The organism is Candidatus Latescibacter sp. (assembly GCA_030692375.1).
In the GTDB taxonomy this organism is placed as follows: domain Bacteria; phylum Latescibacterota; class Latescibacteria; order Latescibacterales; family Latescibacteraceae; genus JAUYCD01.
On the sequence record JAUYCD010000028.1, the window covers coordinates 1 to 12,061 of the forward strand.

At 52.6% G+C, this 12,061-nt stretch carries 8 protein-coding genes and 1 tRNA gene; 3 read left to right on the top strand and 6 right to left on the bottom strand.

The window, feature by feature from the left end:
- The 6 genes from Q8O92_01860 to Q8O92_01885 all read right to left on the bottom strand — a co-directional run.
- The coding region (locus tag Q8O92_01860; protein ID MDP2982060.1) for a restriction endonuclease subunit S at positions 1 to 1,130 on the bottom strand (1,130 nt) is incomplete at its 3' end.
- Positions 1,127 to 2,653 (bottom strand): class I SAM-dependent DNA methyltransferase, encoded by a 1,527-nt coding sequence (locus Q8O92_01865; GenBank protein ID MDP2982061.1) that lies wholly within the window; start codon positions 2,651 to 2,653, stop codon positions 1,127 to 1,129. The genes Q8O92_01860 and Q8O92_01865, both read right to left, overlap by 4 nt.
- A gap of 4 nt (positions 2,654 to 2,657) precedes the next feature.
- Positions 2,658 to 5,072 carry a DEAD/DEAH box helicase family protein gene (locus Q8O92_01870; GenBank protein ID MDP2982062.1) on the bottom strand — a complete coding sequence of 805 codons (2,415 nt, stop codon included), beginning with the start codon at positions 5,070 to 5,072 and terminating at the stop codon, positions 2,658 to 2,660.
- A 56-nt stretch (positions 5,073 to 5,128) separates the two neighbouring features.
- A tRNA-Leu gene (locus Q8O92_01875) sits at positions 5,129 to 5,216 on the bottom strand.
- 54 nt (positions 5,217 to 5,270) lie between these two features.
- Entirely contained in the window at positions 5,271 to 5,624 is a 354-nt protein-coding gene (locus Q8O92_01880; GenBank protein MDP2982063.1) for a phosphomannose isomerase type II C-terminal cupin domain, read from the bottom strand.
- A 369-nt stretch (positions 5,625 to 5,993) separates the two neighbouring features.
- Entirely contained in the window at positions 5,994 to 8,012 is a 2,019-nt protein-coding gene (locus Q8O92_01885; protein MDP2982064.1) for a beta-galactosidase trimerization domain-containing protein, read from the bottom strand.
- A gap of 349 nt (positions 8,013 to 8,361) precedes the next feature.
- Here Q8O92_01885 and Q8O92_01890 point away from each other — a divergent pair, with 349 nt between their 5' ends.
- The 3 genes from Q8O92_01890 (at position 8,362) to Q8O92_01900 (ending at position 11,610) form a co-directional block, all read left to right on the top strand.
- Positions 8,362 to 9,819 carry a hypothetical protein gene (locus Q8O92_01890; GenBank protein MDP2982065.1) on the top strand — a complete coding sequence of 486 codons (1,458 nt, stop codon included), beginning with the start codon at positions 8,362 to 8,364 and terminating at the stop codon, positions 9,817 to 9,819.
- Between the two features lie 173 nt (positions 9,820 to 9,992).
- Positions 9,993 to 11,141, top strand: a complete 1,149-nt coding sequence (locus Q8O92_01895; GenBank protein MDP2982066.1) for an XRE family transcriptional regulator — start codon at positions 9,993 to 9,995, stop codon at positions 11,139 to 11,141.
- On the top strand, positions 11,128 to 11,610 hold the full coding sequence (locus Q8O92_01900; protein MDP2982067.1) for a DUF4411 family protein: 483 nt from the start codon (positions 11,128 to 11,130) through the stop codon (positions 11,608 to 11,610). The genes Q8O92_01895 and Q8O92_01900 overlap by 14 nt, the downstream gene beginning before the upstream one ends.
- Positions 11,611 to 12,061 lie beyond the last annotated feature (451 nt).

Here is a 12,061-nt window from a genome sequence, read left to right on the forward strand (position 1 = left end):
CCCTGAAAGGCGCGGTGCAGGAGGGACTGGTACATATCGTCGAGACGCTGGCGGCTGGTGGTTTGCGTGGCTTCCAGTAAGTGGATTTCGGCGACGCGGACGGCAAAGGTACGCTGCAACTCAAGCGGTGGGACTACAAGATCAAGCTCGCGGAGCGTTTTTAAATTGATGTTCTTTTGTGCAGCCTGTGGGGCGTCATCTTCGAGCGCCTTCTGGATCGTTCGGAGCCAGGCTTGAATGTATTCCACCGTGACGCAATCACCCGGAATGAAGCCGACTACGCTGTCGGGAAAGCAGGCATCGAAAGCTAGTACGCCAGTCCTTGCGATATTCGCGGCGATCGTGATGCAGAGAGTCCCGGCTGGCCATAAGCGGCTTTGAGCCAATCCGCGTTCCGAGTATGTCTGTGTAAATGACGTGATGTACCCCAACGAGTTTGCCACATCCCCGGTTTGGATGAATGGATAGGGGCCACCGAATAGCCAAGACTCATCGCGAGGACGATGCTGCGAGCGCCCACGGTCAAGGCTGCCAACATTACCAAACTTTTCCACGAGCCAAGCGTCCTGCCGGTCGTCAAACATCTGGTGAAATAGTGCAGCTTCAAGAGAGCCTATCCGCTTGTTCGCTTCCGTGCGTAGGCGGCGTAATGCTTCCGCCTCGTCCAGAATCCTCACCATCCGCTCTTGCTCGGGGAAGGGTGGAAGCGGGATCGTCAACTTCCTGATTCCTTCATTAGTGATTGCCTTCTGCGTCGCACCTGTGCAGAGCGCATCCTTTCGCTCGATGAACTGCTTGGATCGAAGCCAAGAATTGAGCCATCGCGGATGTGTATGGAACTGCGGTCGTAGAGCGGCAAACCCTGTAGACCAGAGGTTCTCCTTCGTCTCGTTCGAGACCACGACTACCTTGTCGGTCGCCTGCATCCGCGCGAATAGCACGTCGCCCACTGCAGCTACTACGTCGGCACGAGACGGTCGCCCTTCGAAAGTGACAGACTCCGAGCGAACAATAGCCGTTCCATCAACGTCACCGGTGGAGACGTATTGCCGCACGCCCTTAAAGGACCCTACACGGGTGGTTACCAGGTCCGCAGCATCCAGAAGCGGCTTGAGGGGCCATCCACTCATCGCGTCTCCACCTTTTCGATCAGCGCCTTCGCCCGTTCCGCTATCTCCGTCTCCATCCGGATCACGTCCGACAGGATGTCCACCGGTGCGTCATGCTTCACGGTATCAAAGCGCACCGGCTTGTAGCGTCCCGGCATGAGCTGCCAGCCGTTCTCGCGGATATTCTCCACTTTCACGCGGAAGCTGTTGGGGCCTTCTTCGCGGTTCGGCCACCTGGCGAGGATGTCGGGGATGTCATTGGCCTCGATGGGCACGCGCTTGTCATCCAGTGAGTAGCCGTCGGCGGTAAGTTCGTAGAACCAGACCGATTCGGTGGGCTTGCCCTTCCGGAAGATGAAGATGGCGGTGCCGACACCCGAGTAAGGCTTGAACACGCCGGAGGGCAGCGCGATTACGGCCTGTAGCTCGCATGTGGTGAGCAGCAACTCGCGCACCTTGCGGTCAGCCTTACCCGAACCGAAGAGCACGCCATTGGGCACGATGACACCGGCGCGGCCAATGTCGGCCAGGTGGTCGAGGAACCATTTGAGGAAAAGCAGTTCGGTATCGCGAGTGTCGAGGGCAATGTCGGCAAGGATGCTCTCTTTCTGTACGCGGCCTGCGAAGGGCGGGTTGGCAAGGATGACGTCGTAGCGCGGGCCGGGATACTGGCCTCCCAGGGCTGTGGTGAGAGGGTTGTAGTGTTCAATGCGGGCTCGTTCGAGTTGGTGCAGGTAAAGGTTAAGGATGGCAATTTTTACCATATTGGCATCGTTGTCGAAGCCGGTGAAGGCTTGATTCTCCAGAAACTCCCACTGCTTGGGCTTGAGCTGGCTTCCATCTACGATGTTTCGAGCGAGGTCCGCGCGCTTGGTATGCTGCCGAAGGATGTGGGTATAGGCCGAGATCAGGAACCCGGCAGTACCGCAAGCAGGGTCGCAGATACGCAGGCCCGGCTGAGGGTCCACGAGCGCCACTATCAGGTCGATAATATGACGAGGGGTACGGAACTGGCCGTTGGTGCCTGACTGCGCGAGCTTACTGAGCAGGTACTCATACATGTCGCCTTTGAGGTCGTGGCCTTCGTGGGGTGTTAGTTTCATCTCAGCTATGGCCTGCAAGACGGCGCGGAGGGTCGGCCGGTCATAAATCTTGAGAGTGGCGTTTCGAAACAGTTCACGTCCGGTGCTAGAAAGGTTGGGCAGTTCATGGAGCTTTTCAATTGCACTGCGCAAGGTATCGAACAGCTCGTTTCCTGTAAGGGTGACGAAGTTGCCCCAGGCATAGCGCGCCCATGCACCGGAGAATATGCGCTGGTAACCCTGCTCGATGACCGTGGCCTGTTCGTCGCGCTCGGATAGCAGCCGAAGGAAGATAAGGTAGGAGAGTTGCTCGATGGAGTCCATCGGGTTGTTCACGCCGCCCGCATAGAGAATGTTCATCAGTTGGTCTACCTTCTGTCGAAGGCCGGAAGAGAAGAAGTTTGAGCCGTTGCTCTGATTCAATTTGGCGACGGAGTTGCTTTGGTTTTCTGTTTTGAGCATATCTTTAGGAAGCCTCTCTCATGGCCATTCGGGTGCATTGGACCAGCGACGACTGGCGCAACGCTTCGAAGGCCGCATCTCTTTCGTGAAAGTGGGTAAGCGCCGAGAGCCCTCCCAACGTGCGGAACTGGCTGCGCTCGAAAAGCCGGTTGTAGCGGCCAACTAAAAAGTCTGAAAGCGCCTGCGGATCCTCACTGACTAACTCGGCCATGGCGTTCACCCATTTCTGGTCGGTATAGCGCAGGTTGAATCTTGCGGCGATGGAGTCCACTGTATCTGAGATGACCTTGTCCTTGGTTGGGAGAGGGCGCTTGCCGAGGGCGTTGTAGACAAAGGCCGGTGTGGGGGCTGGCACACCGTAGGATATGATGAGTTTGTCGGGCGAGTAGAACATCTCGGGGCGGTGATAGAAGCGCTCTTGTACGATGGTTTCGATTGCATCGTCGTCCTCGGCCTCCACGGCATCATTCAAATCTGGGTCTACTTCGGCGAACTCCTTCAGATCGCGCTCAAACGAACCTCGGAAGGTCATCACGTCAACCTTTTCGCCGTTCGGGCCTACGATACGGACCTCCTGGCTGACAATACGGTCAGTGCCTTCCCAAACGGGAATCTCGCGGCGCTTTTCAGAACCTTCGCCAGGGCTATATTGCCCCTCGTGGCCAGGTTCGCGAATACCACCCGCGCTCGGTTCATACCGTTCGAGCACAGCGCGGCGTCCATCCTGCGGAGGCAGTTTCAAGGGTGCAGCGTAGTCGTATTTCTCCTCGAAAAACTCTGCAACGGCGCAAAAGTCGAGCAAGAAAAAGTACCGTTTCTCGTACTCGGTGTTGCCAACTAAGAAGGTGAAGCGCCGAGTACCTCGCCCCTTGATCTGGATGTACTCCGTTGGGGAGAAGATCGGGCGCATAAGCACAACATTGAGCAGGTCGCGGCAGTTGTAACCGGTGGAAAGCATGTCAACAGACACGGCGATACGTTCCGTTCGCTTTCCGTCTCGGAACTCCTTTGCAAGGGATGAAGCATCAGTTATACGTGATGTGATCGTGAGTGCGATTCCCAGCTTGATCTCGTTGAGGACTTTGGTAAGCGCAGTGGCATGGGTCTGGTTAACAGCAAAGATTATGGATTTGCCGATCTCGCCACTTGGGTCGCGCTGCGCCTCGCGCAGGAAAGCCTCACACATAACGCGGTTGCGATGTGGCGTAAATATCTTTCTCTCCAAGTCCTGAATCTTGAAGCTTTCGTCCTGCTCGTTGATGACCACCGTCCAGCCTGCATCTTGTAGTGCCTGGGTGGTAATATCTGAGCGGCAGTCAATGATCTTGGGAAGACACAAGAAGGGGCCTTCCGGGTCCTTCACGGCATCAATAATGTCGTAGCGGAATGTGGGCTGGCCGGGTTCACAGCCGAAGTAGTGGTATGTGTCGCGGAGCTGACGGGCCTCCAAGACCTTCGGGTTTTCGGAGGCAAGCTGATCCAGGTTAACGTTCTTCAGGTAAGCCTTTGGCGTGGCTGTCAGGCCGATGCGCGTGGCTTGGAAGAACTGTACTGCCTCTCGCGCATCGCCGTAAATGGAACGGTGAGCCTCGTCGTTGATAACCAGGTCGAAGTAAAAGGGTGTGAATTCTTCACGGTAGCGGCGGTCAGTCATAAGTGACTGGATAGTCGCGACCACGACTGATGAACCGAGAAGTTCGCCCGTGCGGCGCGCCGTTTTATAGATGACCGGCTTGTATTCGCCAAGGACAACGTTGAAATCCTCCATCGTCTGTTTGGCAAGCTCGATTCGGTCCACGATGAAGAGAACCCGCTCGGCGTTTCGTGTAACGAGGAAGCGGCGGATCAGCGCAGCACAAAGCAATGTTTTACCTGTGCCAGTCGCCATTTCCAACAGAAACTTGCGGCGACCGGCATCGTCGTAGCCCTTAGCGATCTCCTCCATGGCCCGAATCTGGTAGCCGCGCAGGGTCAGATCGGGGCGCAACCCTCGGAGGTACTCAGGTCGGATGATTTCAGTCTGGAGAGAGCGCGGCGGCTGGAGATTCTTTAGGCGTACCCGTTCGAGATCTTCCCGCGATGGCATGCTCTCAATGCGGTACGCATCGCGCTGTTCGGCGCGCTCATAGTTCCAGAACCAGTGCTCAAGGCCATTAGAAAGGATAACGAACGGGGCATTCAGATTCTCCGCATAACCACGGGCCTGCTCTTTTGCGTTATAGGGGTCGAAGTCTTCGCGCTTGGCTTCGAGCACACACAATACCCGCCCCAAGTTATCCTTGAGAAGGTAGTCAGCCCGTCCGCTATCATTGTAGAACTCGAACTGCACCTGCTGATGGTTGAGCAAATCCCATCCACTCGCTTCGAGTGCTTTGTCGATAAGAATTCGAGAAAAGGCTTCGTTTTGTCCAGATATCACGGATTTCCCCAATTTAAGGGGTTTACGCTCGACTTGGCGTAAACCCCTGATATTTTTGGTGCCGGGAACGGGAATTGAACCCGTACAAGCCTATGGCTCCCAAGATTTTAAGTCTTGTGCGTCTGCCAGTTCCGCCATCCCGGCGTATTCGATGACTAATATATCACCTTATCTGTGGCAAGTCAAACAAAAGAGCGGTCAGGCTCGCCCGAAGTCATCTTCAAAACGCTCGATGTCATCCTCGCCGAAATAATCACCCCTCTGGATTTCCACAAAGATCGCCTCGACCGTTCCGGGATTTTCCAGACGGTGAACGGCGCCGAGCGGGATATCGATGGATTCACCAGCCTGAAGATGAATTACTTCATTTCCCACCGTGACCAGGATTTCGCCGGAAATGACAAACCAGTGTTCGCTTCTGAGACGGTGCCGCTGGAGGCTGAGCCGCTTCCCCGGGTACACCACAATTCTTTTGACTTTGTGGTCTGGCTCATCGGAGAGGATGATAAAGTATCCCCAGGGGCGATGATCTGTTTGGTCGTTAAAATCCATTATAGTGCTCTTTCGAAGTTTTGTGAAAAAATGTGTAAATTATCCTTGATGATCCGGCAAAAAGTCAATTGTACATGATTTTCTGTATTTCTTTACCTCACCCCCTAGCCCCCTCTACTAGTCAGGAGAGGGGGTAACTCACCGCAGGCCGTGTCTTTAGCCTCTCCAAATTAGGAGTGGGTGGCTGAAAGCCGGGTGAGGTATCGATAGAACTGAAGACTTTATTACACTTTTTGCCGGATCATTATCATTAGACCCTGTAACAAGTTCAGGATGACACGTGTCATGCCGAACTTGTTTTGGCATCTATCATCACAGGGTTTTCCCCTCGCTCGTTTACGGGAGAGGGGACATGGGGTGAGGGTGTCTTCATTTTCCCGGCTTTACCAGGATGTCATAAACAGCTACCTCGCCGCCGGTCTCCGGAAGCAGGAATCTCCAGACCGGCAAATTGCGTTTAATGTCAAGTTCATCGCAGAGCGCCGCCAGGAGCTTGTCCCAGCCGAAGGGTCTCAGCGCCTGGAGGCTGCTTCCGAAAGGCTGGCCGCCGAACACAATCACTTCGCCATTGCCAAGTTTACGGCTGTATACCGCAGGTTTGCCGTCCCCGAAGGTGAAGAGGACCCGTGCATCCGCCGGCGTTTTCAGAGTGCGCGCGACCACGCCGCGTTCCACGCGCGTGAGCAGGAGATATTCGATTCCTTTGAACCGCGCCTTTCCTTCCGCTGTCGGATTCAACTGGGAGGCCTCACAGCTCGCACCGAGGGGGGCGCCCATGAGCTCTTTTCGGAAGGACGCCAGCGAGCCGGTCTCGATATCCCAGTTCAGGGCGTCCGGGTCGAGGAGAACGAGCGTTGCCCCGTTTTTGACCCGGTCGGTCAGCTTTTGAGCGAAATCGCGGGATACATACGAAAGCTCCGGGGCGATGATCAATTTTGCGGCATCGAGAGACTGACGGCCTTTGCGGACATGGTTTTCCCCGGTGAAAGCATACCAGGCGCCGAGGTTTTCCCCCAGGATTACGTGGAGGGAATAATACGAGTTCATTCCGGCGTCATTCACCGCATTCCGGGAATCGTCGCTGAAAAGTACCGCGATATCCGCCGTTTTCGGAATATCGAGCGCGGGCATGTCTTTCCAGAGCCTGCTCATTCGGAGCATCTCGCGGTACAGATCCGGGTTGTCCACTCGCGGCCAGCCGTACCATTCCAGGTGGGTGACACCCGCCTTGGCAGCCTGGCTGGTCCATTCACGGAGATTTCCGGGGGTGGGGTACAGCCCGGTGAACTTGAACGCCTGCATGATGATTTTGGATGGTTTTCCCGCCGCCAGATCGGTGATGAACTTGGCAATGAAACCCACATGGTACAGCGCGCGGTCTCTCCCGTCCCGCTGGAGGTTACCGGTGGGATAGGGATCGGCGGAGTAGCAGTCGGTGACATCGTAAATGCAGGACTGATCGAGCCGGTCCAGCGAATTCCGCACATCGGTGCTGATGAAATCGAAGATATTGATGGCGTTCCGGTTATAGGCGTGATACTCCACCCCCGGCGCATAGCGGCGAACAAGGTCGTATTCCCGCTTGGCGCTCATATATAACTGCTCGTTCAGCCAGCGCCACATGGCGACACGCAGCAGGGCGACATCGTGCGCGGGCTTGTTAAGGATTGCAGGCTCGACAGGCCATTCATAGTAGGCTTTCGAGGAGTCTATGGGGGTGAGAGCGATAGTGACGCCGTATTTTTCCTTGAGAGCCTTGTTTACTATTTCCACCGCGCCGGGAGTTCGGGAAGTTCCGGCATAGTTGAGCGGCTCGTCCATTCCGAGAACGCAGGAAAGCCAGGGGCTTTTGCCGTTTTCCCTGAGCCATTTTTCGATGGCGGCGTTGGCAAATTCCCTGTACCGGGGGTCCCAGCAGGCAACCCGGCCGTACTCGCCGCTGACATACTTCATGCCGAAAAGAAATTTCGCCCCGGCCTGTTTAGCCTGCGGGGAGTAATTTCCCGCATGGGCCATATAGGGGAATTTCATGCCGAATGACTTGTTCATGTCATCTACCCGTGATTGCCCCAGGATTCTTGCCGCATTCGGGGTGAAAGGCCCGTCGATGCCTGCGGCGGCGCTTTCTGCCATGATATGACGAAGCTCCTCAGCCCAGGTTTCATCGGTGTATCCCTTGGCTCTGGTTGAATACCCGTTATACCAGGAGAGGACCTTTCGATCGATTTTACTGACGGTAAGAACATTTTTATATTCAGGGTTGGCGCGGGTGATCGCCAGTTGATCATCCTGAGCCGGGGCTGTTGAGACCGAAATGACAATGAGCAGGATAGCGGATACCATCCATTTGGCGAGTCTCTTTCGTTGTTTTAGGGAGTGAGATTTCATTATGACGTTCTCCTGCAAATTATTATTAAGTATTTATACATGACGATATAAATACGCATGTTTTGAGTATTCAGATCCTGAAACGAGTTCAGGATGACACGTGTCATGCCGAACTCGTTCCCGCTTCGCGGGAACGATGAAACCGTTTCGGCATCTATTTTGAAAAAAATACGCAATAAAATATGTCGCCATGTGTATTTAGATCGAACGGTTCACGGTTTCTGCAAGATATCTACAGTATTTGCTCCCATTCAAACATATCTGAAAAACTCTTGATTCGCAAGCACAAGTGTTATTACTTACGGGTCAAATCATGTATTTCTTATTTCTTGCCCGGGGGGCTTCAAGTATGAAGAAAATACTGATCGCGTTTCTGCCTTTCCTTTTTGTTTCCGCCGGTTTCGCTTATGCGGCAGATACTGCCGGGGATAAACCCCTCTGGTCGCCGCAGGTGCAGATGGTTCTCAATACCACCAAACCTCTGACCTATGACCGGGGGAACCGGCTGCCGCTCTACCTCTGGCCCGCAATGGATCCGGGGCCGCTCGATGACGTTTCCGCCGAGGCGCTGGTCCGTGAGCTGGACCGCAGGAGAATCGGGCTGGTCTCATCCTGGTCGCCGAAAAACCGTGAAAAAACTCTCTCCCAGGGATTGACCATCGCCCGGGCGCAGAAAAAACTGGGGCTTCTGGTTAATATCAACGCCACGAATTGTCTCTCCTCCTTCTTTAACGGGGACGAGCGCACCGCACACCGTGACAGCAAGGGGAATCCGTTCTGGGATACTTCGTTCGGAAGCCAGAAAATTGGCTGCCCGTTCACCCTCGATTTCCGACGAGCGCCCATCCGTGAGCAGGTGGAATATTTTGCCCGGGCGTACAAAGAAGCCGGATTGGATGTCGGTTTTGTCTTCGCCGATTGGGAGATAGACGGCCCCCTCGAATTCAACCGCGCCTGGGAGGCTTCAAAAAATTGCCGAATATGCCGCGATCATATAAAAAAAATCGACCAGTTTCCAGCGTTTCAAAAAGCTGTCCGTACCCTCCGGAGCGAAATGCAGCGCGATGTTTTCGCCGACCCGATCCGCTCACGGTTCCCCCGGGCGCTGGTCGGAAATTATGCGGTGAATCCCCATGACGGGTACCGGTACTGGTACGATTACTTCGAATACTATGTGGACGGCCAGCCCTGCAGGACCGACCAGCAGGCGAAATACCGGAACTGGTATCCGGAATTCCCCCTTACCGGCTATACCTTTGCCATGCCGGTGGTGTATACCTGGTACCCGATTTATTCCTGGTATGACTTTGAGGATTCCGATTACCGCTGGTTCTATGCCCTTCTTCTGGAGGCTTCAAGCGTAGGGAAGAGCACCCCGGCGAATGTACCGATCATCAGCTTCGTTCACTGGCATACCACCTCTCCGCCGGAAAAATCCGACCCTTTAGTGAAACAATTCAGCGCCGGGCGCTACCAGGAACTCCTCTGGCACATGCTTCTCCGGGGAACGGATACCTTCTTTCTCTGGTGCCCGAAGGATGAGGCGCCTGAAGAGGTGAAGCTGCTCCACGAGGTATATGCCGCCGCCCAACAATACGGGGAGTTTTGGGAAAAAGGAACGCCGGTCAGCTTTGAAGTTCCGAAAAAACCCGGCGCCGTAGTTTCCGGGCTGCGCCTGGGGAACCGTGTCCTTGTCCGCCGCACAGATTTCACCGCTTCAGAGGCGCCTGTCGTGGTTAAAGTCGGCGTAAAGAAACTTTCGATTCCGGCGGCGCGGGGTATGTGCCAGATTCTGGAATTGAAATAACCAGTTCTTTTAGAAAAAATCATTGCATTTTATAAATTTGCATCTTTTATTCTATCACGCGGACAAATTGAAAAATCATTAATGAACCAAGCCTTTGTTGGCGCGTTTTAATAAGTTGTGATAAATTATTATAAGTGGGGTGGAATCAGTTCAAGCTGAAATGAAGGTTTTATATGGAACGAATTCAATCGATCAACCCAGAACGCATAGCTTGGTGTTGCGCTGACTATGGCATAAAGCCAAATGATCTTGTTTTTGAATTGGGCATAGCAGAGACTAGCATCGAACGAATGATGACTGGTGAAGATGGTATTACGTTTAACCAGTTACGCAAGATTGCCGAGTATTTTGGCCGTGGAGTTCTGTTTTTTCTTGAGTATGGACCGGTCGTTGAGGAGCAGGTACATTCGCCACAGTTCCGCACTCTTGCTAACAAAAAGCCGGAGTTATCGACCAAGCTAAAAAATCTAATAGAGCGAGTTGAAAAGCAACGTGCTATATATTTGAGCCTGTGCGAAGATATGGACAATCCAGACCAGCCATTATTCAGCCCACCAGATTTACCTCAACAAAACACACGTGAGGCAGCCAGAATTGCAAGAGAATGGTTGGCCCTGGCTGATGAAAACAGCTTTGACACTTACCGTGCTGCGGTGGAGGCTAAAGGCGTGTTGGTATTCCGCAGTAATGGTTATAGCGGGAAGTGGCAGATTGACAAGCTGAATCCAATTATCGGTTTTGTTCTTTACGACCCTGTCTGCCCTGTGATTGTTATCAAGAAACAGCCTTGGGAGACCCAGCAATCGTTTACGCTCATGCATGAGCTGGGTCATTTGCTGCTATATAAGTCCAGTTCAATTGATGATGAATATGATATACAATCCCACCAAGAACATGAACATCATGCCAATGCTTTTGCTGGTAATTTGTTGGTACCGGATTCTTTTCTAAGGAGCATCAATGATATAGATCTGCCCGATGAGGTATCTAAATACGACGACTGGCTTTCTCGGCAACGCAAGGTGTGGGGGGTAAGCAGTGAGGTGATTTTGCGAAGGCTTAAGGATGTCTGTCGCCTGCCACAGAGCAAATACGCCGCCTACCGGCAATGGCATGCAGAATTGGCTATCCAGCAAACGGAAGGTGGGAGCCGACAGTATCGCTATCGGGAACCTCAACATGTTTTTGGCAATACATTTGTGCAAACAGTTTTTGATGCACTGAATGCCCGTCATATTACACTTGCCAAGGCGAGCAGCTATCTCGACAGTCTGAAAATAAAAGATCTGCATCAATTGGAGAATTACTATGCAGGTCTTTGATGCTTCATCTATGATTTATGCTTGGGATAATTACCCTATACGTCAATTTCCAGGTCTGTGGGAATGGATACGAGCGCAGATTGAGGAAAAACAACAGGTAATGCCGAGAGTAGCATTTGAAGAAGTGGAAAACAAAATGCCAGATTGCGGAGAGTGGCTCTCACACAACGATCTTGAACAACTTGAAATCAGCAACTCGATTCTGCAAACCGCAATGCGCATCAAGGGATTGCTTGGAATTGTGGGAGATGGCTACAATCCAAAAGGCGTAGGGGAAAACGATATTATCATCCTCGCTTCGGCGTACGTCACTGGCGCGAAGTTGGTTTCAAACGAGGGGAGACAAACGCCTCCCCCCGTTATAAAGGCCAAGTGTAAGATTCCGGCAGTATGTGCCATGGCTGAGGTTTCTGTTCCTTGTATAAACTTTATCGAATACATTAAACTTTCAGGCGCAATTTTTCGTTAGAGTTTGAAGTTCTGGCTATCTATTTTTTACAATAGGCTGTTATGCTATTGCCGACCTTGGCCGTACGGGTGAGATCGTCAAGGTGTTCAACGGTTTTAGAAATACCTCTATCATCAACAGGATGTCGCATGAAGAGGATAAACACAACCCCCCTTGTCAAGATAAATATTTTTCACCGATGTAAATATTTATCTTGACAAAGCCTTCTCCGATTATTATATTTGTTCGAAAGGTGGATTATATTTTATCCTCCTTTTTTATTCCCCGGAAGATAACTATCGTTATTAAAATATATATTATTAATAACTATAGTTTCCTTTGGAGGTCTTCATATGCCCTTTGCAAAACATGAATTGAAGTTTCTTGAACTTGTACGCCAGAAATATTATGCGGTATTTGAAAACGGCGATATTTACAGAACTTTATGCCGATTCTGTAAAGGAGAATGTTT